At 66.9% G+C, this 23,980-nt stretch carries 17 protein-coding genes and 2 pseudogenes; 5 read left to right on the top strand and 14 right to left on the bottom strand.

Annotation, left to right across the window (positions count from 1 at the left end):
- Window positions 1–347: 347 nt before the first annotated feature.
- Window positions 348–860: a hypothetical protein gene (locus AKJ13_RS30135; protein ID WP_003596786.1), complete on the top strand. Its 513-nt coding sequence runs from the start codon at window positions 348–350 to the stop codon at window positions 858–860.
- Window positions 861–1,825: 965 nt separating this feature from the next.
- Here AKJ13_RS30135 and AKJ13_RS02085 read toward each other — a convergent pair.
- The 5 genes from AKJ13_RS02085 to AKJ13_RS02065 are packed head-to-tail and all read right to left on the bottom strand — an operon-like array spanning window position 1,826 to window position 5,475.
- Complete coding sequence (locus AKJ13_RS02085) at window positions 1,826–3,106, bottom strand: MFS transporter (protein ID WP_003596788.1); 1,281 nt, start codon at window positions 3,104–3,106, stop codon at window positions 1,826–1,828.
- The gene (gene arsB, locus AKJ13_RS02080) at window positions 3,096–4,163 is read right to left on the bottom strand and encodes an ACR3 family arsenite efflux transporter (RefSeq protein WP_003596790.1); all 1,068 of its coding nucleotides are present in this window, start codon (window positions 4,161–4,163) and stop codon (window positions 3,096–3,098) included. The genes AKJ13_RS02085 and arsB overlap by 11 nt, the downstream gene beginning before the upstream one ends.
- Window positions 4,164–4,170: 7 nt before the next feature.
- Window positions 4,171–4,596, bottom strand: a complete 426-nt coding sequence (arsC, locus tag AKJ13_RS02075; protein WP_003596791.1) for an arsenate reductase (glutaredoxin) — start codon at window positions 4,594–4,596, stop codon at window positions 4,171–4,173.
- Window positions 4,596–5,123: an arsenate reductase ArsC gene (locus AKJ13_RS02070; protein ID WP_003596792.1), complete on the bottom strand. Its 528-nt coding sequence runs from the start codon at window positions 5,121–5,123 to the stop codon at window positions 4,596–4,598. The genes arsC and AKJ13_RS02070 overlap by 1 nt, the downstream gene beginning before the upstream one ends.
- The gene (locus AKJ13_RS02065; protein WP_003596793.1) at window positions 5,116–5,475 is read right to left on the bottom strand and encodes a metalloregulator ArsR/SmtB family transcription factor; all 360 of its coding nucleotides are present in this window, start codon (window positions 5,473–5,475) and stop codon (window positions 5,116–5,118) included. The genes AKJ13_RS02070 and AKJ13_RS02065 overlap by 8 nt, the downstream gene beginning before the upstream one ends.
- 50 nt (window positions 5,476–5,525) lie before the next feature.
- Between AKJ13_RS02065 and arsH the strand changes: the two genes are divergently transcribed.
- The 3 genes from arsH (at window position 5,526) to AKJ13_RS02050 (ending at window position 8,618) form a co-directional block, all read left to right on the top strand.
- Window positions 5,526–6,272, top strand: coding sequence for an arsenical resistance protein ArsH (gene arsH, locus AKJ13_RS02060; protein ID WP_017484361.1), 747 nt, complete (start codon window positions 5,526–5,528; stop codon window positions 6,270–6,272).
- A 262-nt stretch (window positions 6,273–6,534) separates the two neighbouring features.
- Window positions 6,535–7,875 (top strand): anti-phage deoxyguanosine triphosphatase, encoded by a 1,341-nt coding sequence (locus AKJ13_RS02055; protein WP_003596795.1) that lies wholly within the window; start codon window positions 6,535–6,537, stop codon window positions 7,873–7,875.
- 305 nt (window positions 7,876–8,180) lie between these two features.
- On the top strand, window positions 8,181–8,618 hold the full coding sequence (locus tag AKJ13_RS02050) for an EamA family transporter (RefSeq protein WP_003596796.1): 438 nt from the start codon (window positions 8,181–8,183) through the stop codon (window positions 8,616–8,618).
- A gap of 167 nt (window positions 8,619–8,785) precedes the next feature.
- Here the strand turns inward: AKJ13_RS02050 and AKJ13_RS02045 are convergent, their stop codons facing one another.
- Window positions 8,786–11,374, bottom strand: a complete 2,589-nt coding sequence (locus tag AKJ13_RS02045) for a recombinase family protein (RefSeq protein WP_050731877.1) — start codon at window positions 11,372–11,374, stop codon at window positions 8,786–8,788.
- A 1,705-nt stretch (window positions 11,375–13,079) separates the two neighbouring features.
- Here AKJ13_RS02045 and AKJ13_RS33030 point away from each other — a divergent pair.
- A complete protein-coding gene (locus tag AKJ13_RS33030) occupies window positions 13,080–13,214 on the top strand; it encodes a hypothetical protein (protein ID WP_255538462.1) in 135 nt (44 codons plus the stop codon).
- Window positions 13,215–13,304: 90 nt separating this feature from the next.
- Here the strand turns inward: AKJ13_RS33030 and AKJ13_RS02035 are convergent, their stop codons facing one another.
- From AKJ13_RS02035 to AKJ13_RS01980, 8 genes and pseudogenes are all read right to left on the bottom strand, one after another.
- Complete coding sequence (locus tag AKJ13_RS02035; protein WP_003596801.1) at window positions 13,305–13,553, bottom strand: hypothetical protein; 249 nt, start codon at window positions 13,551–13,553, stop codon at window positions 13,305–13,307.
- A 66-nt stretch (window positions 13,554–13,619) separates the two neighbouring features.
- Window positions 13,620–14,702, bottom strand: a pseudogene (locus tag AKJ13_RS30125) (IS630 family transposase).
- Window positions 14,703–16,731: 2,029 nt separating this feature from the next.
- Window positions 16,732–17,211 (bottom strand): annotated as a pseudogene (locus AKJ13_RS02005) (hypothetical protein); the annotation flags it as partial.
- A gap of 221 nt (window positions 17,212–17,432) precedes the next feature.
- A complete protein-coding gene (locus tag AKJ13_RS02000; RefSeq protein WP_231343940.1) occupies window positions 17,433–18,317 on the bottom strand; it encodes a 3'-5' exonuclease in 885 nt (294 codons plus the stop codon).
- Between the two features lie 144 nt (window positions 18,318–18,461).
- Window positions 18,462–20,543 carry an AAA family ATPase gene (locus AKJ13_RS01995; protein WP_003596813.1) on the bottom strand — a complete coding sequence of 694 codons (2,082 nt, stop codon included), beginning with the start codon at window positions 20,541–20,543 and terminating at the stop codon, window positions 18,462–18,464.
- Window positions 20,544–20,591: 48 nt separating this feature from the next.
- Entirely contained in the window at window positions 20,592–21,095 is a 504-nt protein-coding gene (locus tag AKJ13_RS01990) for a hypothetical protein (RefSeq protein WP_231343941.1), read from the bottom strand.
- Between the two features lie 362 nt (window positions 21,096–21,457).
- A complete protein-coding gene (locus AKJ13_RS01985) occupies window positions 21,458–22,417 on the bottom strand; it encodes a hypothetical protein (RefSeq protein ID WP_003596815.1) in 960 nt (319 codons plus the stop codon).
- Window positions 22,418–22,661: 244 nt separating this feature from the next.
- A complete protein-coding gene (locus AKJ13_RS01980; RefSeq protein WP_003596816.1) occupies window positions 22,662–23,936 on the bottom strand; it encodes a metallophosphoesterase in 1,275 nt (424 codons plus the stop codon).
- Window positions 23,937–23,980: the final 44 nt, after the last annotated feature.

The following is a 23,980-nucleotide window of genomic DNA, read 5'->3' as shown; positions in this document are numbered from 1 at the left end:
ATATCTAAGCGGGGTTAGAGGCGACGCGATTTATCCACAGGGAGTTTCGCGTCACGGCGGAGGGATGGCCACGGCGGATTGCAGAGATCCTGGTGGACGTGGGTCGGCCGCCGACGTGGGGAAGGCGACAACGTACCCGACCGCTCCCGCGCTCGGCGACGGAACAGGCGCCCAGGTCGCGGACCAGGTCGCCGCCTGGGCGGCGGCGGTGAAGGGGCAAGGCGCCTTTCCAGCCGGACCTCGTCCTGGCCGGGGCGACCCGAAGCAGCTTCGGACGCGGCCTTGCCTTGACCGCTCCGTAGCGAGCTGAATCCATTGGCTCACCGTACGCAGTCCCATGGTCCGCGATGTTCCGCCCGTCCTCGATCTTCTTCGCAAACCGCAAGGTGCACGCCCTGCGCGCGCAACTCGCCAATGTCCGGCAGCCTATCGCCGAGGCGACCGCTCGACAGGTCGTCGCGCTGGCGTGGGGGTGGCAGTCCTGGAGCGAGTTGCTTTCGGCGCTTGAAACGCCCGGCACGCCCACGCCGCTCGACGAGGAACTCGTCGGCCCGGATGCCCGGGCCGGGGCCATGAGCCTCATCAACACGCGTATCGTGGGACAGCGCAGCAAGAGTTCAAGCTGCGCTCTCCAGACCGTCGTCGGCCTGCCGCCGCCAGTTTGCCTATCGCTGAGCGCCTTCCTACGCCTGACCGGACGTCATCCCGTCGGCACTTGGCTGACACCTGAAGCATACCGTGAATTGTACGAAGCATCCGTCGCGCCGAGGCCGGATTGGGCCCTGGATCTCCTGGACCATAAGCGACGGTCGCGGGAGGTGCCGCAGCGGTTTCCGCTTCCGCCGGATCGACCACGCTGATCGAAGGACTCCGACGTACAGGTCACGTCGCCCGGGGGGGCAGCGGTTTCGGGCGGATCGGTCACGACTTGGATCAGGTGACCGGGCCATCGCCAGCCTTCCCCGAGCCGCGGATCGTGGCAAGCTGCCGAGATGGCCGGCCGGTCTGCCGGGTTCCGCTCGCGACCGACCGTATGGGCACGGCTCATGCGCTGCTAGACCCGTATCGACGCCTCGCTGGCTTGAGACCTGCGCATGCGTCGCCGACGAGGACGACGGCATCATCAGCGAAGCCAATATCGCGCGTGAGCGGCGGCGTCGCTGGGTGCCCTCGGCCTGTCGCTGATCGGCTGCGGACAGGAGACGGGCGCTGGCGGGCCGGCCGTGCGGGCGGATGACCGAAGTCGCGGTGTTCCACGTCGTGTGCATGGACGTGCGTCGCGCCCGCGGGGCGATGGCCCACGAGGGCGCTCGGGATCACACGGATGCTGCGCACTGGCTAATTCCAGTAAGCGCTCGGCCGCGGTGCTCCGATTGCTGCGGTTAGCAGACTTGAACACCACTCTAGCGACAAGGCGGCGGCAGCCATGCATGGCACGAAACTGCCGAGATGCCGTTCTTCGTTTCGGTTTCCGGGCCCGGGCGTAGGAGGCCAGTTATCTACTACAGGATCCTGAGGACACGTAACCACCCAAAATCAAAAAAATCGCGCATGTACAGATAGATATCGCAGAGAGCAGACATTTGGGCGACCGGCCTCCGCTGGCTCCCAAGCGGAGGCTCGGGAGCCAGCGGAGACCAGTCGCCCAATTTAGAGATGTCTGCCACAAATTGTTGAAAGATCAATGACATCGGGTGCTTTGCGCGGCCGCCAGAGGCCGACGTGGACGGGCCACTGCCGCCTGGATGTGGTGCCGAACCGGCCACCTTATGATGCTCAACCCGGTATTCCGGTGCCGGGCACCATTGTTCTGCACTGAAGCAACCTAGAGCGAAGAAGGGGGGCCGTTTCGAAGGCGGCCTTTCGGCTTGGCTGCTGACGCGAAGCACCTGTTCTTCGAAACCGCCTCGGCCTCGCCAGGGATGCCGACCGCTTCCGGTCGTGTGCCCCACAAGGCGCCTGCCAAACCGACGTTCGCGAGCGCGAGCACCGCCAGAAGGGCATAGGCCAAATCGGGGCCGCCGTAGGTGAGGACCGTGGCCCCCAGCGACGGAGCAAGAGCCTGGGCGATCAGGCTCGGCCGGGCGAGCCGCCCCGCCAGAACCGGGTAGCGTTCCGACCCGAACAGGGCGAGCGGCACCGTGCCTCTCGCGATCGAGTAGATCCCGTTGCCGGCACCGTAGAGCACCAAGGCGATGCCGACCGCAGGAATGCCCAATGCCAGGATTGCCAGCCCGAACGCCACGAGGGCCATGGCCACGTTTAGCGTCCAGAGCGGGTGGTGCCGCCCCTTATTGGCCATCTCGACAACGCGGGCTCCGACCTGGGACGGCCCGATCAGGGCGCCGTAGGATACGGCGGCGGCAAAGGCCACGCCGCGTGCCTGCAGCAAGGTAATCAGGTGGACCGAGATCAACGTCATCACGGTGCCGCCGAAAACCAGCACGCCGGCCATCAGCGCGAAGGCGCGCCGTTCCCGCGAGGTGAGCGGCGCCTCGCCAAGGTGTTTTACGTCCCCGCCGTTAGCCAAGGCAGGCGCCTCAGGGATCAGACCGAGCACCAGGGGAAGCGTGACGAAGAGGTGCAGCCCGGCATAGGCAAGACATGTCGAGCGCCAGCCGACCTGCTCGACGAGAAGGGCCGAGAGCGGCCAGCAGACGGTGCTGGCGAACCCACCCCATAGGGTCAGGGTGGTGATGGCCGGGCGCGCCTCGTCGCCGTAGAGCCGGCCGAGGGTGGCGAAGGCCGGGTCGTAGAGGCCGCAGCCCATCCCGAGCCCAATGACCAGCCAGCCGGACAGGAACACCGGAAGGTTCGGTGCCAGGCCGATCACCAAGTGGCCACCCGCTAGCAGCAAGGCCGCAGATACAAGGACCGGCCGACCCCCGTGCCGGTGGATGGCGATCCCGACCCGGGGCGAGGCGATTGCCGCGACCAGCAGGCCGACGGACAGCCCCCCGACCACCCAGGCGAGCGGCCAACCCGTGTCGGCGGCGATGGGCCCCGCGAGCACCGCCGGCAAGTAGAAGGACGAGCCCCAGGCGAGGATCTCCACCACGCCCAGGGCCGAGATGACGACGAGGCGGTTGTGGACCTCAGACCTCACGGGAGGCAGGCTTCAGCGCCGCTGCCTTGCCGGCCGCTCCACGCTCGTACCAGCCCTGCGAGCGGTTCACGATCCATACGACGGAAAGCATGACCGGGACCTCGATGAGGACGCCGACCACGGTGGCCAGCGCCGCGCCCGAGTTGAAGCCGAACAGGCTGATCGCGGCCGCCACCGCGAGCTCGAAGAAGTTCGAGGCGCCAATCAGTGCCGAGGGCCCGGCCACGCAGTGCTGCTCGCCCGCGGCGCGGTTCAGGATGTAGGCCAGTCCCGAGTTCAGGTAGACCTGGATGAGGATAGGTACCGCCAGGAGCGCTATCACCGCGGGCTGCGCCAGGATCTGCTCGCCCTGGAAGCCGAACAGCAGCACCAGGGTCGCGAGGAGCGCCACGAGCGAGGCCGGCCCGAGCTTGGCGAGCAGCCGGTCGAGCGCCGGCTGCCCGCCCGAGGCGAGGAGGGCGCGGCGCACGACCTGGGCGATGATCACCGGAACGACGATGTAGAGCACCACCGACAGCACCAGCGTGCCCCAGGGCACGGTGATGGCCGACAGGCCGAGCAGCAGGCCGACGAGGGGCGCGAAGGCCACCACCATGATGGTGTCGTTGAGCGCCACCTGGCTCAAAGTGAAGTGCGGCTCGCCGCGGGTCAGGTTCGACCAGACGAACACCATCGCCGTGCACGGCGCCGCCGCCAGGATGATGAGCCCGGCAATGTAGCTATCGACCTGGTCGGCAGGCAGGTAGGGCCGGAACAGGTAGCCGATAAACAGCCAACCGAGCGCCGCCATCGAGAAGGGCTTCACGGCCCAGTTGATGAACAGCGTCACGCCGATGCCGCGCCAGTGCCGCCCGACGTGGCGCAGCGAGGCGAAGTCGATCTTGAGCAGCATGGGGATGACCATGAGCCAGATCAGGACGGCGACCGGCAGGTTCACCTTGGCGACCTCAGCGTCGCCGACGGCGTGGAAGAAGCCGGGCATGACGTGGCCGAGGGCGATGCCGGCCACGATGCAGAGGGCGACCCAGAGGGTCAGGTAGCGTTCGAAGGTGCTCATGGTGTCCTCAAGCGGTGGCGACGCGGCGGCCGCGCTCGTCGACCACGCGCTCGCCGTCCTCCTTCACGAACTCCCCCTGCTGGGCGGGGAGGAGGTCCAGCACCGCCTCGGATGGGCGGCACAGGCGCACACCCTTGGGGCTGACGACCAGCGGGCGGTTGAGCAGGACGGGGTGCGCCTCGACCGCGTCGAGGAGTTGCTCGTCGGTCAGCGCCGGGTCGGCGAGGCCGAGCTCGGCGTAGGGCGTGCCCTTCTCGCGCAGGACATCCCGGACCGAGAGGCCCGCGCGGGCGAGCATCTGCTTGAGGAGCGCCCGGTTCGGTGGCGTCTTCAGGTACTCGACCACGTGCGGCTCGATGCCGGCGTTGCGGATCATCGCCAGGGTGTTGCGGGACGTGCCGCAGGCGGGGTTGTGGTAGATGACGACGTCCATCACGCGACCTCCGGGCGGGCCGAGGTCGCGCCGGCCATCTGGCCGATCTCGCGGACCTTCGACGACAGGGCGACCTGGTCGAGGCTGCCGAGCGGCAGGGCGACGAAGGCCGCGATCCGATTCTTGAGGTAGCGCTGGGCGGTGACGAAGGCGCGCTTGCGCTCCATCTCCGAGCCCTCCGCCGCGGCGGGGTCCTCGATGCCCCAGTGGGCCGTCACCGGCTGGCCCGGCCAGTACGGGCACGTCTCGCCGGCGGCGTTGTCACAGACGGTGAAGACGAAATCCATGACGGGGACTTCGGGACCGGCGAACTCGTCCCACGACTTCGAGCGCAGGCCCTCCGTCGGGTAGTCGCTTTCCCGCAGGACCTGCAGCGCCAGCGAGTGCGGCTCGCCCTTCGGTCGGCTGCCGGCCGAGAAGGCGCGGAAGCGCCCGCCGCCCTCCTTTTTGAGCATGGCCTCGGCCAGGATCGAGCGGGCCGAGTTGCCGGTGCAGAGGAACAGGACGTTGTAGACTGGCTCAGGCATGGAGGGTGTCCCCGGTGGTGCAGTCGCAGGCGGCGAGCGCGGCGACGGCCGGGGCGCACACCTCGGGGTGGCCCTGGCAGCAGTCACGCATGAGGAACTGGACGAGGTCGGACAGGCCGGCGTAGGCGGCGCTGTAGATGACCGACTTGCCCTCGCGCCGGGAGGTGATCAGCCCGGCGTGCGAGAGCTCCTTCAGGTGGAAGGACAGGTTGTTGCCGGCGACGTTCACCGTCTCGGCGAGGACGCCCGCGGCGAGGCCGCCCGGACCGGCGGTGACCAGGGCGCGCACGACCCGGAGCCTATGCTCCTGGCCGAGGGCGGCGAAGGCGGCGAGGGCTTGCCGTTCGTCCATCGAATGACCTACATATCAACTATCGTTGAAACATAGAGGAGTTAAGCGCCTTGGACAAGCCCCAGCAGCCGTTCGCCGACGGGGTGCCGAACCTCTCCGAGGCGCATTTCGAGGTGCCGACCGAGGAACGGATGGCGCCGCCGACGCCGCTCGACCATGCGCCTCGATTCCTCGTCCTCTACGGGTCGCTCCGGGATCGGTCCTTCAGCCGGTTCCTGGCCTACGAGGCGGCACGGCTGCTGGAGGCGATGGGCGGGGAGGTCCGCATATTCCACGCGGACGGGCTACCGCTGCCCGACGACGCGCCCGTCGAACATCCGAAGGTGCAGGAACTCCGGCAGCTCTCGATCTGGTCGGAGGGGCAGGTCTGGGTCAGCCCGGAGCGGCACGGCAACATGACCGGGGTGATGAAGGCCCAGGTCGACTGGCTGCCGCTGAGCGAGGGCTCGGTGCGCCCGACGCAGGGGCGGACGCTTGCGGTGATGCAGGTCTCGGGCGGATCGCAGAGTTTCAATGCGGTCAACAGCCTGCGGGTGCTGGGGCGCTGGATGCGGATGATCACCATCCCGAACCAGTCGTCGGTGCCGATGGCCTACAAGGAGTTCGATGACGCCGGCCGAATGAAGCCCGGGCCGCTCTACGACCGGGTGGTGGACGTCTGCGAGGAGCTGATGAAGTTCACTCTCCTGATGCGTGGACGGGCCGACTACCTCGTCGACCGCTACTCCGAGCGTAAGGAGCGCGAGCCCGAGCGCCTCAAGGGCGTCGCCGCCGACATCGGGTTCGTGCAGCGGTAGACGGACCGTTCCCCCGTGGAGCGAGCCTCGGTCCCGGCCTGCGGATTGCGCTGTCAGCCTCCCTTACGGGCGTAGCGGCCCTTGTCCCGCGGCTCGAAACACCGACGGTGGAAGACCCGCACATCCAACTGCCAAGGCTCCTAAGAGGACGGAGGCGCCGTGTGCAAGGAACCGCGGCGGCATCGACGCTTTCCGTTGGTACCCAGCGCAGCCGAGAGGTACCGGCTGCCTGGATCGAGTTTAGCCGCGAAAGTGATTGCATATGGATTGGTACGACCGCCGCGAACCATGGCAGGCCCAGGCCGACGACGCCCGCGATGGGGCCGCCACCGATTACAGCCGGGTCATCCACTCCGCGTCGTTCCGGCGTTTGCAGGGCAAGACGCAAATCCTGAACCTCGGCGACAGCGACTTCTACCGGACGAGGCTCACCCATTCGCTTGAGGTCGCGCAGATCGCCGGCGGGATCGCGCGGCGGTTCGAGAAGGTTTATGCCGACCATTCCGCCCGGCAATACATCCCGGACCTCAGCATGATCCAGGCCGTGGGCATGACCCACGACCTCGGCCACCCCCCGTTCGGCCACGGCGGCGAGGTCGCCCTGAATTTCTGCATGCGCGGTGCCGGCGGTTTCGAGGGCAACGGCCAGACCCTGCGCATCCTGTCCAGGCTGGAAAAGTTCTCCAAGGCCGCCGGCGCGAACCTGATGCGGCGCACCCTGCTCGGGGTTCTGAAGTATCCCGTGCCCTTCAGCCTCGCGATGAACGCGGACATCCGCCCCGCCCTCCACGTCGGCCCGGAGTCGATCCGGATCATCGACCGCGAGGCCTCCAAGCCGCCCAAGTGCTACCTGGATTGCGAGCAAGACGTCGTCGACTGGATCCTCGCCCCACTCAGCGAAAAGGACCGCAACGCCTTCACCGAGGCCCGCGATCAAGAGGGCAAGCACCGCAAGCCCCTCCACAAGTCGTTCGATTGCAGCATCATGGACGTCGCCGACGACATCGGCTTCGGCATCCATGACCTGGAGGATGCCCTCGCCCTTGGCCTGGTAACGCAGGTGGATTTCGAAGCGCACGTGACCGAGGAGAAGAGCTCAAGTTTCCTCAACAGTCTCAAGGAGAAATACCCGGAGGAGTTCGGCAACAACGTCTATGAGGGATTCCTTGATCGGCTGTTCGGTGCCGGCGATACCCGGAAGAGGTGCATCGGCCGGATGGTCCATCACCTGATCACGAACTGCGTGATCGAGACCAGGGAGGAGTTCGACGAGCCCCTCGTTCGATATCGGGCTGCCATCGAAGCCGGAGCGAACACCTTCCTGGAAGCGCTGAAGGAACTGGTCCGGGAGGTCGTCATTCGCAGCCCGGGGGTCCAGCACCTCGAATTCAAGGGTCAGGGTATGGTCGTCGCGGTGTTCGAGGCCCTCGCCTCGGAGCCGAAGTCGTTCCTGCCGCGGTCGACCTACGAGGCGTACGAAAAGGCGCCTGACGGTCGGCGCGTAATCTGCGACCACGTGGCCGGCATGACCGACGCCTTCCTCATGCGCACTTACGAGCGCTTGTTCAGCCCGAGGATGGGTTCCGTGTTCGACCGCCTCTGACCGACCCGCCGCCCGGTTTAAGCGAGCAACCCGTGATTCCTTCCTGCTCCCGGCCCACGTCAACCCCAGATGCGTGAGGGCCTCACCGATGCCGAAGGGGCGGGCAGACCGGGACGACCTCCCTTCCGGCGCCGGCGGAATGCTGAGGCGGCAGCCTCGCCCCGCTCCATCTTGCCGGGGCGCGGCAGCGCTACGGCGCCGTGGATCATCGGCATCCGCATAAGACCGTCGAACAGCGTTGCATGTTGCTCGGTTCGGCGGCTGCTCGTCACGACCCCTTTCGTTTCCGACTTTCGGAGATGCCCATGAAAGCCGTGCTGGCCTCCTGGCAGTTCTGGGCGTTGTTCTCGGCGGCATTTGCCGCGCTGACGGCGATCTTTGCCAAGATCGGGATAGAGAACATCAACTCGGACTTCGCCACCTTCATCCGTACGGTGGTGATCCTGTGCGTCCTCGGCGCGCTTTTGGCCGGCACGGGCCAATGGCAACCACTCGATTCAGTTTCGGGACGAACATACCTGTTTCTTGTCCTATCGGGGCTCGCCACCGGTGGATCGTGGCTCTGTTACTTCCGCGCCCTGAAGCTCGGGGATGCCGCCCGCGTGGCGCCCATCGACAAGTTGAGCGTCGTCCTGGTGGCGGTCTTCGCGACCATCTTCCTCGGAGAACGCCTGACCGTCCCCAACTGGTTGGGCGTCGGTCTGATAGCGGCCGGCACGATCCTGGTCGCCTACAGGAGCTGAAGGCTGGCCGCGTGCCCTTTCGCCCGGAGGCGTACGCAGGATAGCGCCCGGGACGCCGCGACCAGCACGGGCGTTGGCCGATCGCCATCGAGCACTCTCTGCATTCGTTCCTGCGCCCAACGTCCAGACCCTTGACGCTCGCCGTCCAAGAACACGGCTGGCGGCGCCTAGGCCGCGTCCCTCTTCCGCCCGGCAGGCGACTTGCGTCGGCGCGCTCGATGGACGGCCGGGGCCACGCCGCCGTTCCTGGCGTAGCGCGAGCGCCTGGGTGACGGGCCCTGCCACTGCGCCGAACCCCGGAGCATATTGGCCAAGCGCCCGACATCCAAGTCATCGAGAAGCTCAGGGAAGCGCAGCGCCCATAGCTCCAGCAACCGGTCCCAACTTCCGCTGCGGACCAGCCGGCGCACGGAATTCGTGAGGTTCCGTTCGTCACCGAACCGCTCCGGCATCCTGCGCCATGAGAGGCCGGTCCGCAGCGCCAGGATCACCGCCTCCAGAAGCAGCCGGCCGGGAATGCCCGGGGTGCCCTTGAACGAGATCTCGATGGACGAATGCAACAGCGGCTTCGAGGCCAGCCATTGCTCGTCGGTGAGCGCATCCTGGCCATTCAGGGCGTGGAAGCGTGCGGCCGGCCCCCTGCGCTTGCGCCAATCATCACCGCCAACCTTCCAGCGCGCCCGCGCGGCCTCGACCGGACCGAGGTCCAGTCCGGCCACGAAGGAAGGGTCCGCCTCGCGAAGGAGGTCAATCAGGATCTGGTCCCCTGCGGCATAGACGAACCGCGAGAGTGCACGCCGCATCTCCAGCGCGTCGCCGAACGCCGCCGACAGCAAAGGCAGGCCCGTCCGGAGCCGGAGCAGGAGGGCGTCGACCAGAGCCCGCGTCGGGATGTGGCGCGAGTCATTCCTGTGGCCCGTGACGTCCGGGAGGTGCTTGGCGACGAGGGCCCAACGCGCGTCGTCGATCCGATAACCTCCGGTTGCCATAAGCCGCTGGGCGTCTTCGCGAAGGCGGACATGGCGTCCCATCGGCTGCTCGACATCGACATGGATCACGTCCAAGCTAACACCGGGCGAGCCGCAGCTCCCGTCCTCCTGTAGGAACGCCAAGAAGTCCAGGTGGATGGCCAGGCCCAAGGTCCCCGCCGGCCGGCCATCCCGTATGACCACCACCTGCTGGACGAGGCGGGCAAGGGCGGCGGAGACCTTCGCCTCCGCCTCCGTCAAGGCCCTGAATGGCACCCGCTCGATAAGGTGATCCAACGTGGCGGAAAGTGTTCGAAGCCTCTCACCGGCTTCGTCCACCTCGGGCAGTTCGGCGAGGCCCGCCGAACGGGCCTGAAGGTCTGCGAGCTCCCCCGTCAGCCGGCTCCTCTCCTCGGACAACAGGTCGGATGGATAGGTCGATTCAAGCTCCTTGACGAGCGCCCGGCGAAGCTGTTCGCGGGTGACCGCAATCTTACGCGCAACATCCGCACGGGCGGCGCGGCGGGCGGCGGAGGCCTCACGTAGCGAGCGGTCGACGGCAGCCGCGAAATCCTCCTCGCCGACGAAGGACCGCAGCTTGCCGCAAACGGCGGTGAGGACGGCGCGCTCCACGGTCTCGTGCATAACGGAGTGACGCCTCGCCGGGCAGCAGCCCCCGTCCGACCAGACGTTGCAGGTTAGCTGTCGACCACCCAAGGTGAACCGCTGGCCTTCGACCCCGGCGCAGTCGCACGTCGCCTTTCCGGCCAAGAAGTGGCTGTGCTCGAACTTCTGCTTCCCCCGGGGGCGTCGCTTCTCGTTGACAGCGAAAAACAGATCGTCTGGCACAATTCGAAGGTGATCGAAGTAGTTGCGGGTCATCTCGCTCGGATGCCGACGCTGGACGGTGACCTTCCCCGATTTGCGGTCGAACGTATTCAAGGTAAATGGATAGTACCATCTACCCGTATAGGCCAACTGGCCCAAAACGTTCGCAACGGTCGATTTCGTCCATCTGCAATCCTTCGTCGGTCCTGCAACCCCGCGTTCCTTCATGATCCGGCCGATGCTTCGGTAGGAAATTCCCGCGGCTGCCATTTCAAAGATTGAAAATATGGTCTTCTCTTCCTCGGGGTGACGCACGAGGAAGCCCCTTTCTTCGCCGTACCGATATCCGAAGAACGCACCGGAATGGGCGCCGCCCTGGGCAGCGTGCTGGAACCTGCCCATGCCCATGATCAGGGTGCGACGGTCCCGATCCGCCTCGGCCTTGAGTGCCGCTTCGATGACCTCCTTCTTGTTCAGTGCCTTGAAGTCGCCGGCGCTATGAAATTCCACGCCAAGCTCATTCAATTCCTCGCATACTTCGACCGCATCGTAAGTTTCGCGGGACCACCGGTCAAAGTCCTCAACCATGATGACTTTTATCTTGCCAGACCGACAGTCTTCGAGCAAACGCTGCAGGCTTTCACGATCACGCATTGATCGGGCACTTCGAGCAGGGTCGTCATACAGCACGTAAATCGCGTAACCAAGCTTCCTCATGTAAGCGGTTACAACCTTGACCTGACGCTCGATGCTCATCTCCTTCTGCTTATTAGACGAGTAGCGAGCGTAGAGGCCCACGGGCACAAGCTTGTCCGGTGGGCCGAAGCCGTCACGGCGTTCGACATCCAGGTTCCGTCGAAGGGCCAACCGGTCCAGAGGGCACAATGCCGTCGTATCGACCACCTGCCGCAGATCCACGGCGCCAGGCATCAGGTCGGTCGTCCGTTCACCGTGGGCCATCGCAACGCCGCTCCATGCGAAGAGAAGGGAGAATTGCTTGCCTGAGGACGCGATAGCCGGGACGTGCGCGGGTTCGCTTTACGTCCATCTCGGTGCGCCGGATGGCTTTCCTTTGACTCCGCCCGAGACCGTCACGTTCTCCTCGACGCACCTGGCCGGGTCGCAAGCGGTCATCCTTCCAGGCATCCCGGTAGCGACCGGCGTTCGAATCCATGCCGCGCGACGCCACGTACGCTTCGGCTCGCTCCCGCCGACAAGCGACTTCGGGCGCTTGGCCGTGATTTTCGTCTCTCCCGTCCACGGGGCCGGGTCTCCGCTGCACCATCGCGACGTGAATTTCGCATCCTGGCCGGAGCATTTCGCGTCACGGCGACATCTAATTCCAGGTCGCCCGCGTACAAGTCCCGACCGGCAACTTTCCTATTCTGTCCGCGCGCGACCAGCCTTTGGGCGTCCGACCGTTCGGCGGCCATCCCCACCAAGCCCTCGAACAATGCGTCTAAGACCGTGAGCGGCCGTCCTGAACTGGACGATTCGCCCCGAAACCTCTGGATGCCGAACGACATCGTTCGCTCCCCCTGTTCCATTGAAATTACCCCTGGATCGCGCATGGCGGCTGGCGTACGAGAAACGCGCGTCGGCCGCCCCTTCTGGGACGGCCGCGCCGCATCGACGAAACGTGGGTGAAGTCTCTAATTATACCGCAGGTATATACAACTGCAATACCGGAGGCCGATCCGGAACTCGTCGCCATGTGCGGCGACCGACGGGACGAAAGGGCATCGCGGCCGCACGCGGTGCCGAAGGTAGCCTGTCCAGTTGCAAGAGACCGTTTCCGTTCTCAATGAACCTCAAAGGTCGATGCGGAAGCGGTATGGCGCGTTACGACGCCGCGGAACCGCCACCTGACTTGCGATATCCGCGAGCGCCACCTCCGACCTTGTCGTCCCAGTCCCCGTTGCGAATGCTCCGTCGGTACGGGCAGGTGTCCAGGGCGTCGGCTTCGGTCCGTACCAAGCAGCCCGTGAAGGGCATTCACGACGTTTGCCGGGCGGCTAGGCTCGGAGCAATCGGCCTGCTCCTGAGGAGCAAAAGCACAGCCGCTGACCGAGATGACGTGGGAACCGATGGCCCCCAGGGCCATCCCGGAGAGCACTGACCCTATGCCTGTCGTCGGTGCTGCCGGGCCGTTGCCGAATTCCCCTTACCGAAGTTCCCGCAATCCACAGGTCGACACGACCATCCTGGTCCGGCGCGGCGAGGGTGATGGTCAAGCAGGCGGATCGGCGGTAGAATATACTGGCGATATAAATACGACGCTGGTGCCGCCAAGTGCCGATAGGGTTTGGCTGCCCCTGCGCCAGTGGTCGGACGGTATCGCGACGTCGAAGTCCCCCGGGCGGTAGGCTGCCCCGCCCTGCAGATCAACCGCCCGACCGCGAGCACATGGCCGCGACCGGTGTCAGACGATTTACGACTCCGGTTCCCCAGACACGAAGCGCACTCTAGCAACGGGAGTGAGACGATGAGGCACGCGAGTCCGCGCGACGTTGAGCAGGATAAGGCTCCGTCAAGCTCAACCGGAAGGGCCACACGCCGGCGCCTTCCGCCGACCAGGGAACGGTTGGGCAGGCTGAGGGCGGTATCAGATCGCGTCGTCGAATCCACCGAATACGATGAGGAGACCCAAGGAGCCTTCGTCGAGGTGATGGGTCCCGAACTGCTCGACGTCGCGTTCGACGAACTCGGGGACCTCGCCTTGGTCCGAGGCGAGCTATCGGACAGCTTGCGGCTGCATGTTTCGGCCCTGCAGCGTCTCGACGAGGAGGACCTTTGGTGACGCAGGGCCGAAGCTGCGCCAATCCTTCCTGAGGTCCAGGTGAGTTTAGCCCGCCGGCGCTCTCGGGAGGCGCCGGACACTTCGCCAACCCTACCCGGCGCGCGTCCGCTTGCCCAGCGCGCCGTCCCAGCCTGGGAGGCGCGCATAGGCGTCCTTGCCAACCCTCTGGAAGTATCGCTCGTATTCGACGCTGATCTCGATCTTCTTGCGCGGCATCCCCTCGGATAGCGCTTCCTTGACCAAGCGGCCGCCCTTCAGCGTCGTCATTCGCAGCCGAACCATGATGTCCGCAACCGACATGCTGCCTTGCGCAGGCAGGATCTCGTAGGCTTCGTGCATCACGCGATCCCAGAACTCCTCAGAACGCACGTGGTCCAAGCGCCGGCTAATACCAATCGGCATGGTTCATAACCGATAGGCCCATTCGCGCAGTCCGAGCGACATGATCATCCAAGGCTGTGCGACGAGCTTGTTCCAAGCCTCGCAGCATTGATCGAGGATGTCCTCGTAGGAGTCGAAGATCCGGTCGCCGAGCCAGTTCTCGCGCAGGAACTGCCAGACATTCTCGACCGGGTTGAGTTCGGGCGCATGAGACGGCAGCGTCAGCAAGGTGAAGTTGTCGGGGACGACGAGGTCGGCGGCGACGTGCCAGCCGGCGCCGTCGAGGATTTGGACGGCGTGCGCGCCGGGATCGACGGCGCGGCTGATTTCGGCCAGATGCGCGTTCATGGCCGGTGTGGCGCAGCGGGGCAGGACGAGACCGGCGTCCTTGCCCTTCTCGGGACAGATCGCCCCGAAGATGTAGGCGGACGCCGTGCGCTGATCCTTGGGCGCCGTGGGCCGGCTGCCCTTGCGCGCCCACCGGCGCGGGACCGTGTTCTTCTGACCGACGCGGGCTCTCATCCTGAGGCTCTCGAAGGACGTCCTGCCACCAGAGTTCGAGCGGCGTGTCGACTGGCAGTTGGGCGCGGATCGCGCTCACGCGGGCGGGGAGGTTTTTTTAAACGCCGTCAGCGCCGCCGGGTCCTGCTGATGATGGCGCGGACGGGCCGACAGCTTGGCATAGCCCATCCGCTTCACCTCCCGTCCGACACTGCTCTCGTCGAGGCTGACGCCGAAGCGCGCGAACAGCCAAGCCGCCAAGTCCTTCAGCCGCCAGCGCACCACGCCGTCCCGTTGCAGGTCCGGCCCTTCCTCGATGGCAACCGCGAGCGCCTGCCGCTGGGCCGCGTCGAGCTTGAACCGCGGGCCGGGCTTCTTGCGCTCGATCAGGCCGTCCGGCCCGGCCGCGTTGAAGGCCAGCACCCAGTCGCGCACCGTCTGCAGGCCGACCGCGCCGATCCGCGAGGCCTGCGTCCGGCTCCCACCCTCGTAGATCGCGGCCAGCGCGAGAAGCCGCCGGCTCTGACCGGCATCGCGGCTCTTCCGCGCCAGACGTCGCAGGGTATCCGCATCGAAATCCTCGCGCAGATCCACGGCCTTCGACATGGCAAACCTCCTAGCTTGCCACATCGAATCACATCCGCCGCTTCCGCGTAAACCCGCGAGTCCTCACCCGTACCGATTGGTATTATGGGTACGCTGATTGTGCAGCAGAGATGCGGGACAATTTAAGCGCAGCAATTCCTGGTTGCCTCGCTCGTCGCCGGCTTTGCGCCGAAAACGGCCGTTTGCGGATCATTTTGGAACGAGACTTCGACTTTTCCGTCCCGTCGAGCGTTACGTGCCTGTAGGAAATGCGCACCCGCCGCCGCTCGCTGTTCACATCGTCTTCGGCGGCGGTCGTTGAACCTGCCAAGGTCGCCACACGAAATCGATCCCCGTAATTGCGGAGTTTATTCCATGACACGTACGTCTAAATTCAGAGCCTCACTCATCGCTGGCTTTGCTGCGCTCGCACTAGGCTTTGGCTTGGCAACAATCCCCGAACCGGCAGCCGCCCAAGGCCATGGCTACGGTCATTCCCGCGGTCATGGTGGCGGCTACGGCGGTCACGGTGGCGGCGGTCGGCACGGCTATGGCGGCGGACATCGCAGATCGTACAGTGGGCACGGCGGCGGTCGGCGACATGGCTATTCCGGTGGGCACGGACGCTCGGGTGGCGGCGGTCATCACAGGGGTGGTGGCCACTAGGGACACAAACTAGAAGCTTGATCCCGCAAAGATTGTCTTGAGCCCAAGCATTAGGCGAGGTTGGCGGGACTCAGTCATCGGATGACGGCAAATAGTTCGTTACTCAGAATAATTCTCCGACGTAACGAAATCCGATCCGGAAGCAAAGCACAGCCATGTTTTTTCTTCCAAATCCGAGCACAGGAGAATGATGTCGTGATGAAAAAGTCAGCAAGAGCAATGATCGCTGCGGCCTTTGCCGTATCTCCAACAGCAGTCTTCGCTCAGCATATCGATGTCAATCCGGGCGGGGTTCGGGTGGAAGGCGATAGCCACGGACGACGCGTTGTCGAAGAGCGTAGCGAGGGCGGCCATCATGAACCTCGCAGAGAGCACCACGAAGAGCGTCGAGAGGGACACCATGGCGATGCCCCGCGGGAACGTCACTGACGCCTTGAGATAAAAAGAGCTGTGAATAAGCGACGGGTGGCCATTACAGGTCGCCCCTCGTCTACATTTCAACGATATTGTCTAGGCCGACTAGCACAGATCAATTCAGTTGCTTCTGAAGCTGACGTACAAACAAGGGGAATTTACAGCTTAGCTGTGGCTATAAAATATATTTTTATTACTGTATAACTCTTCACCTTATTTGCTTTCTTCGAAGTCATGTGATGGAACGCTCCTGCCAAGCGCGCGGGCGAGGTGGGATGAAAACACCATTCAGCAGAGCCTGCCGGATCGCACCCGTGCGTTCAGGCGTTGGGCAAGGCAGAGGGCCTTGACCCGCTCAAACGAGTCTTCGGGAAGGGACGCGCAACGCAAAGGAGAAATAGTTATGGCTCGTCTTGGTAGGGTGAAGACGGCACTGAGTGTCGGCCTTCTGACGGTCACGCTCGTCATCAGCCTCGTGGCCATTCCGAGTGCGGCCCAGGCTGAAGGCCATCATGGCGGCTATGGCGGAGGACATGGGTTTTATGGCGGCCATGGCGGAGGCCACAGGTACTATGGCGGCCACGGTCGCACTTATGGGTATGGTGGTTTTGGCTATGGGCGCCGCTACTATAGCGGTCGCGGCTACCGCAGAGGACACGGACATTACGGCCATAGGCGGGGTTACTACGGGGTCCCCGTTGCAGCTGGATTGATCGGTGGCTTGGCGCTCGATGGGCTCGTGGCGCACAGCCCATACTACGGCCACTACGGTTGTGGTTACGCTCCGAGCTTTGATTACCACTACGGTTACTGAGCACGGTCGAGTGTGCCTGCTATACTATTATTTGTCGTCGGGGCCGGATGCTCAACGGTAGATCCGGTTTCGGCTCAGTCTGATATCGATTTTGCGATCTAGTTGCGTCATCATCTGCGAGGCGACTTCTCATAGTCTTCATTTGTTCGTCGTCAGTGTCGCCCGGCTGAGCTCGACCGCAATGCTCAAGGCTTCGGTTGTCTGAAGCTGGGTTTGCGCGGTGATCACGTCTGAGCGAGCAGCGACACAGGCAGCGTACTGGTTCTGAGTGATCACGAGGCTGCTGTCGCCGTTCCCGTCCAGGACCAGCATCACGCCGAGGTCCCTGGCGCTCGCGGCACGGTCGAACAGGATCATCTGCCGTGCCTTCGGGCTCGCTTCCGCGGTCTCGGGCGCGCGCAGGTTGTCGACGACGGCCCGCAGCGAAAGGTCGATGATCTCGACGTTGCGGGCGATGTCGCGTTCGATGACCTGCATGAGGTTCCTGGAGGTCTGCTCGGCCTTGTCCCAGGCATCGCGACGAAGATCGAGGAGCATCGACGCCGACACGATCAGCACGCCGATAGGTGCCAGGACCCCGAGCGCCACCCAAGCGCGGCTATATTCAAGTGGTCGCGAAAGGCGCGGCAGGGTCATCGGCTGTTCCCCCCTGGGCTTGCTGGCCGTTGCCCGATCCTTCGCACGCCAGCCATTACGGTCGATTTACCCCGATGGCTTTCGACGCCTTCGACTCACTCGTGGCTAACGCCCGGTTTTATCGCGGTCTCACGCCGGACCGGCGGATCCGGGCGCGGGACCTGCGTCCCGCCGCCCGCTCATGGGGCATCCCGAGGATTGGCTACTCCGCGACCCGGCCCTCAGGCCCCAAGCGAGCTCCGTCGAGCTCCGTGACAGGTGTCCGGACCAGCCACCACCGCACCCGACCCGGTCGTTCGACCCACATGCATCGGCGCGCGCGATCCAGTCCGTCGCCATTCCTGCGCGAAGGCCGCCAAGTGCGGGCGGGCCGGCCCCTCCGCATCGAGGTAGCGCAGGAATCCCTCCACGGCTGCATCGTGGCCCGCGGCATCCGTCCTGCCCGTCAGATGCGCCCAGCGCATGAAGATGACGTAGAGGTTCGCCACGTCGGTCTCGCAGTAGTCCCGCACCCGACCGAGTTCGTCGCGCGCGACCAATTCGGCGACGCAGGACCCGTGCTCGCCCATCTTGCCCGGTGCGCCGACCGCCGCCGCAGCCTCCTCCAGGGTGAGACGCGAGGCCGCCCCGAAGGCTGAGATCGCATCCATGAGGTCGAGGTGCCAGTCCTGGGCGTAGCGCTGCCCGTAATTGGCCCAGCGCGTTCCGCGAAGAAACCATGCGGGGGCCGCGAGACCGTGCATCAACGAGCGGGCGAGGACCACCGGCATGTCGAACGCCCTGCCGTTCCAGGTGACGAGCCTGTAGCGTCCCCCCTCGAAAAGCCGCCAGAAGGCGCGCAGCAGACGTGCCTCGTCCCATCCCGGTTCGCCGCCGCTGCGGCAGGACCGCAACTCGTAGGTCTCGACCCCCGTGCCCGGCTCCCGACCGACCCCCGCCTCGATCACCGAGATGGCGACGACCTGATGCCACATGGCCTTTGGAAACCGGTCGGCCGGCCAATCCGCGGGCGTTAGGATCGGGTCCGGAACGGTCTCGATGTCGAGCATCATCAACGTGTCCGGGCTGCCCTCGTCGAAGTCGCGGCGGCGCAAGGGATGTCGCATGGTGTCAGGGCGCGGCTCCGCCCCGGGTGAGGCGGCGTCGAACAACGTCCGTTCCGCGAGCGGGCGACGGGCGGGTGAGCGCGACGCGGACGGGTCCCGGCATGCAATCGGTCGGCGTACGAAGGACGTCATGGCCTCTCCACTTCAGATGTCGTGCGTGCGGTGGGCACCGCGGCCCGGACCGGCGCGGCGTCGGGGGGAGGCGGCCTTTCCCGAGAACAACGCCCGAATGGCCGCGTCGTCGAGGTAGGCCGTGCGGAACAGGGCCTCCGCGATCCGTTCGAGGGCGAGGCGCTCGGTCCGCATGAGGTCGCACGCGCGCTCGTAGGCCAGCCGGAGCCGCTCAAGGACCGGGCGCATCAGCCAGGGCATCCGGGCCAGGTCGATGTCCTGGGCGGGGGCCAGGGACAGCAGCGGGAAATCGGCCGAGAACCCCCACGACGCCTCCATCGCCGCGGCGCATCGGGTCGCCTCGGCGAGATCCGAGACCGCGCCGGCGGAGACGTCGCCCAGGAGCACCTCCTCGGCCGCGCGGCCCGACAGGATCATCACCAGGGACCGTTCGAAGTCGCCCTCGGTCAGGGCTCCGTAGGCATCGACGAGCGCATGCTCGGTCAGGCCGCCGGTCGGGGCGATGGTTAGCGTCACCGGTCCGCTCGCGCCGCTGGCCAGGAGCGCGACCGCATGCCCGGCCTCGTGGACGGCGCAGCGCATCCGGAGCCCATCCCCGAGCGCCGGCGTCCCATCCGAGGAGCCTGCCAGGATGTCGTCCACCGTGAGGGTGCGGCCGGCCCGTCGCGCGCTGCCACGCGCCCGCCGCACCAGCGCCTCGACGTCGGCACCCGTCATGCCCCGCAGCAGCGGGACCACCGGCGCAAGGTCGAGGTCATCGGCGTCGGTCCCGAGATACTGGACCAGCATGCCGGTCAGCGCGTCGAGACCGGGAAGCTCGATCCGAAAGTGCCGTTCAAGCCGCCCCGAGCGCAAGATCGCAGGATCGATCCTCGAAGGATGGTTGGTCGTGCCGACGACGACGACCCCTTCGCGGCCGACGGCGCCGTCGAGGTGTTCCAGGAGGGCGTTGACGACCTGGCTGGAGTAATCGCGATGATGTTCTGAGAAAGTATTCCTATCTCCAAAGGAATCGAGCTCGTCGATCAGGACCACGCAAGGCGACCGCCGCGCTTCCTCGAAGAACTGCCGCATGGCGCCCAGGGTATGGCCAAGATGTCCGTCACGGGAGCCCTGCCACTGCGCGAGGGAGCCCGGATGAAGCGGTAGGTTCGCGCTTCGGGCCAGGGCCGCCGCGAACCGTGTTTTGCCCGTGCCGGGCGGCCCGCTGACGAGGGCGGCCGATTCACAGGCGGCGAACGGGATGATCCCCTCGTGCCACGACCGTAGGTCCGCCACCAGGCCGAGCCCCCAATCCCGGGCGGCTCCGAGACCGAGCGAGTCCTCAAGGCGGGGCGCGTTCGCGGTGCGCTGCCTCTCTCGCAGGCGCGAACGCCCGAGGCGCTCCAGGGCCTCGGATGCCCCGCGACCCGGGCGGATACCGAGCCGAAGGTCGGCGGCGGCCCGGACCGCCACGCAGTCCCCGAGCGCGGCGAGGGGCGGAACCTCGCCGGTCACCGCCTCGATCACCAGGCTCAGCACCTCGGCGTCGAGCGGAGCGACGAGAACCTCCCGGTCGACGGCGCGCAGGAAGTCGCGCGGCAGCGTCCTGGCGGGATCCGACGCGACGCCGATGAGCGGGACGCCGGCGACCACGGCCGCGCCGACGGTTTCGTTGCCGCGGTCGGGCCTATGCTCGCGCGAGGCCCCGTCACGCGCGAACACGACGACCTCCCGCCGGCTGCGGTCGTTCCAGGCCCCGCGCCCGCCCTCGCCATCCCGAACCCTCCATCCCAGTCCGAGGAGGCAGGGTCCCACGACGCACCGCATCGGCTCCACCCAATCCGGAGAGGATACGCGCACCAGTAGGACGGGGAAGCCGTCATCGGCCGCGGGAGGTCCTGCCGGAGCGAACGCGCGCCCCAGCATGACCGCGGCGGCCACGACGTCGGCGGCCAGCCGGGGCATGAGTGATGCCTCCCGCCGGCCGAGCGCGAGCGCGTCGAGCTCGGCTTCGTCCAGGCACCATGATGGATCCGGGCTCGCGGCTTCCTTCCGCAACGCCTCGACGAAGGCGCGCGCCATCGCGCAGGCCGCCTCGTTCGGTTCGGGCATGGCATCCTCCGGCTTCGCACGGGACTTCGATGGTGGGGGGCCGATGGTTCAGCGGCGGCGAGACTTGCGCATCCTCGGTCGCGCCCATCGCGCCGCGAGCCGCATGAGCCGGCGCTCGTCGGCGCTGCGCCGTGCCAGCGCGCGCAGGGCGTAGGCGATGACCGCCGGCGCGGTCGCGTCGCCGCGCTCGGCCATCAGCAGGAGATTGCCCATCACGAGATCCGACGCGACCGAAGCCGCGCCGCACGTGCGGACGTGACGGATGGCGAGCGCCGTGGCCGCGGCCGCGTCCCCGTCCCTTGCCGCGGACCAGCGCGTTTCGCCGAGTATCGACGTCGTCGCCAGCAGCCGCGCGAGGGCCGTTGCTTCCGCCCGGTCGAGGCGTCCAGGCGGGTACGTCCGCCAAGCCGCCACCACGCCGGCTTCGACCCTGGGCGGCACGCCGCGCCGCGGGGTTCGGATCGCACGCCGCAAAACCGAACACGAAACCACCCGGCCAGGCTCCGATGCCATATCCACCTCCAGCAGCCCCGCCCGTTCCAAGGCGGTCAACGAATCCGTCACGCTTTCGAAAAACTCGGCCGGTGCCCCCGCGGGGAGCCGGAACGACCCGATAGGCGAATAGGCGGTCGCCGCGCGGCGGACGGGCTCGGCTTCACAGCCCCCAAACCGATTGGCCCGGCTGTCGAATTGGCCACGACTTTTGAGAATACCTATATTATACCTGTGATATATAATACGATCAAGCCACTGCTGTCTTTGGCGGCTGGGAAAAGTCGTGGCGGCGGCAGCCCGAGGCGGGAAGCCAGCGAAGGGCGCCGTCCCCGCCCAACCTTTCCCGGCTCCCGATGCCCGTCGGCCTGTCCGAGGAGCTTGGTGCGGGCGGCCCTGGGCCGTAGGTCGACGTTCCCATCTCAGGCCTCGACCACCAAGGCTGAGTCGAAGGCATCGGCCGCATCCCAACGCCGCAAGGGGTTGGCGACCACCCTGGTCCGGCCAATGCGGTAATCCGCCGGGGCGACGGCCCGGCCGTGGACCCAGAGCGTCGGCGCCCCCCAGGCGTGCATGACATCCTCCAGGTCCGAGGCATGCGAGGCTGCCAGCCAGGCGTCCCCGAGCCATCCCGTCCAGGCGTCGGGCAGCGAACGGCGTGAAGGCGCGAAGTGGGTGAGCACGACGGCGCGGTCCCCGGGGCGAACACCGGGCACGAGCGTCCCGGGTCCCCTCGCGACGTTCAGCGATTGACACACGATGCTGGTGAGGGCGTCCTCGATGTATCCCCGCGATCTTGCATGGGCCCCGAGGGCGTCGAGCGGCGACCACGGGCGCCCCCGCCGAAGCAGGACGCGCCGGCAATCCGCCCAGCTGTGGCGGGCCGCGACCCTGGCCAGGCGGCCCTCGAAGCTCCCTTCGAGGCACCAGTCGGTCCACAGGGTCGCCCCGACCACCACGGTCCCGCCGCCGGCCTCGGGACCGATGCGTACCGCGTCGTCGGCGAGCAGGTGGATGCCGAGGTCCCGGGCGAGCTCCCGGCCGCGGGCGACCGCCTCCACCATGGGCGTCTCGGACCACAACTCCGCGCTGCCCGCCACCATCAGGACGGGCCTGTTCCCCTGTCTGCCGTCCAGGGCCCGCGCCAACCAGTTCAACGCGACGTCCAGCCCGATGGCCACTCCGCCCGCGACCAGCAGGACGTCGAACTCAGGAAGCGGATCGGGGAGCCGGAACTCGGGATTGCGGTCGACGAGCAGGTCGGACAGGATCCAGAACCTCGCGTTCTCCCTTCGGCTCCCGACGGAGGCCGGTCCGGGACAGGCCGTCCGCACCTCGGGCGTCGGGTCGATCCGCGCTCGGGGCCGAAACGGAAGCGGCAACGGCTCCGGGACCTCGGCGCCCGGAACACGACGAGGGGGGCGAACATGCCGCGTCATCGTAGCCCCCCGGCGGCCGCCGATCCCGTTCCGGTCGAGCCCGGGGAGCGGAACGGGATGGGATGCGGCGGAGGTGCTCCCCGGCATCCTAGCGCACGAGGCTCACGGGCGAAGTCCGGCAAGGGCGTCTCCATCGGCTCTCGGCTTGCGGGAGGCAGTCAGGGCGGGGCGGCCGCCCCGGGCGGTCTCAGACCTCGACGACCAGCCCGGGCTGGAAGCGCGGGTTCTCGCCGGGATATCCTCGCGGGTTGCAGAGCACGCGGGTCCCGCCGAGGCGGTAGTCGAACGGCGTATGGGTGTGCCCGTGGACCCAGAGCGAAGGCCGACCGGCCTCGATCAGGTCGTCCAACCGCGACGCGTAGGCGGCATTGAGCGGCTTGCCGAGGAACCGCGGCGCGACGCTCCCCGCCGCGGGAGCGTGATGCGTGACCACGACGTGCGCCCGCGTCGTCGCGTCCGCGGCGGACCGGAGCGCGGTTTCGAGGAAGCGGCGTGACGCGAGGTGCAGCGCGAGCGCCTCCTCCGGCCGGAACCGCCGCCACTCCGGCTTGCGGCTCCAGGCGATGAGGCGGTGATCGTTGAGGCCCACGCGTGCGTCCCGCATGGCGGGGACCCGCGTCGCCGGTCCGTCGAGCTCGTAATCCGTCCACAGGGTGCATCCCGAGACCACGACGTCGCCGAAGCGGACGGTGTCGTTCTCCAGGAGGTGAATTCCGGCCTCCATCGCGGCCGCGCGCCCCGCCTGCAACTCGTCCGGCAGGCATCGACGGTAGAATTCATGGTTTCCGGCCACGAACGCGACCGGCATATGCGGCCGGACCGTCGCGGCGAGCCACGCGATTGACTTGACGAGGCCCTCGCCGACGTCGCCGGCGACCACCGCGAGATCGGCCCCGGGGATCGAGGCTGGGGTCCATGGACTCCCGATGTCGATGTGCAGGTCCGAAAAGATCCATAGGCGCATCGGTTCTCCCTCGGTGTCGTCACCCGGAAGCCGCAGCCGGTCCGGCGCCCCGTCGTCGCTCCCGGCGGAGACGCCCGCCGGCTTAAGTTCCACCCGGGACCGCCACGCATAGGCGAACCGGGCATGGTGCGGTCCGCCCGTCCCGTCGGCGGCGAGACGGTCGAGCGCATCGGCGAGGAACGTCGCGGCAGCCTTTTCGCCGCGAAGCGCCAGCGCGAGCGCCGCGGTGGCGACCACGTCGACGTCGGGATGCGCCGGACCGCATCGTCCGAGGACCGCCCGGGCGTCGCGGAGCGCCGCCGGGGCGTCTTCCCATTCCGAGGCGGCCACGGAGGGACCGGACCCTTGGAGGGCAGCCGTCGCCGCAGCCAGCAACGGCTTGGCCAGATCGGGCGCGAGGGCGCCCGGTCCGACCGTCCGCCACAACCTGGTGAGGGACGTCGAACCGCCCGCCGCCGGCAGCGCCCAGCGACGTTCGCCTTGGGGGTGCACGGGCATCTCCTGACATCCTCGCATGGCCGCCCGGACAGGCGGCGAGGGCT

The sequence above is a fragment of the Methylobacterium sp. ARG-1 genome (assembly GCF_001262595.1).
Classification (GTDB): Bacteria; Pseudomonadota; Alphaproteobacteria; order Rhizobiales; family Beijerinckiaceae; genus Methylobacterium; species Methylobacterium brachiatum.
This window is presented reverse-complemented; position numbering and strand designations above follow the sequence as displayed.

Bases quoted from the DNA above. Each gene is read 5' to 3' on its own strand.
- AKJ13_RS30135 (WP_003596786.1), top strand. From the start codon at position 348: ATGTTCCGCCCGTCCTCGATCTTCTTCGCAAACCGCAAGGTGCACGCC.
- arsB (WP_003596790.1), bottom strand. From the start codon at position 4,163: ATGAGCACCTTCGAACGCTACCTGACCCTCTGGGTCGCCCTCTGCATC.
- arsC (WP_003596791.1), bottom strand. From the start codon at position 4,596: ATGGACGTCGTCATCTACCACAACCCCGCCTGCGGCACGTCCCGCAAC.
- AKJ13_RS02070 (WP_003596792.1), bottom strand. From the start codon at position 5,123: ATGCCTGAGCCAGTCTACAACGTCCTGTTCCTCTGCACCGGCAACTCG.
- AKJ13_RS02065 (WP_003596793.1), bottom strand. From the start codon at position 5,475: ATGGACGAACGGCAAGCCCTCGCCGCCTTCGCCGCCCTCGGCCAGGAG.
- AKJ13_RS02055 (WP_003596795.1), top strand. From the start codon at position 6,535: ATGGATTGGTACGACCGCCGCGAACCATGGCAGGCCCAGGCCGACGAC.
- AKJ13_RS02050 (WP_003596796.1), top strand. From the start codon at position 8,181: ATGAAAGCCGTGCTGGCCTCCTGGCAGTTCTGGGCGTTGTTCTCGGCG.
- AKJ13_RS02045 (WP_050731877.1), bottom strand. From the start codon at position 11,374: ATGGCCCACGGTGAACGGACGACCGACCTGATGCCTGGCGCCGTGGAT.
- AKJ13_RS02035 (WP_003596801.1), bottom strand. From the start codon at position 13,553: ATGCACGAAGCCTACGAGATCCTGCCTGCGCAAGGCAGCATGTCGGTT.
- AKJ13_RS02000 (WP_231343940.1), bottom strand. From the start codon at position 18,317: ATGCGACATCCCTTGCGCCGCCGCGACTTCGACGAGGGCAGCCCGGAC.
- AKJ13_RS01995 (WP_003596813.1), bottom strand. From the start codon at position 20,543: ATGCCCGAACCGAACGAGGCGGCCTGCGCGATGGCGCGCGCCTTCGTC.
- AKJ13_RS01980 (WP_003596816.1), bottom strand. From the start codon at position 23,936: ATGCCCGTGCACCCCCAAGGCGAACGTCGCTGGGCGCTGCCGGCGGCG.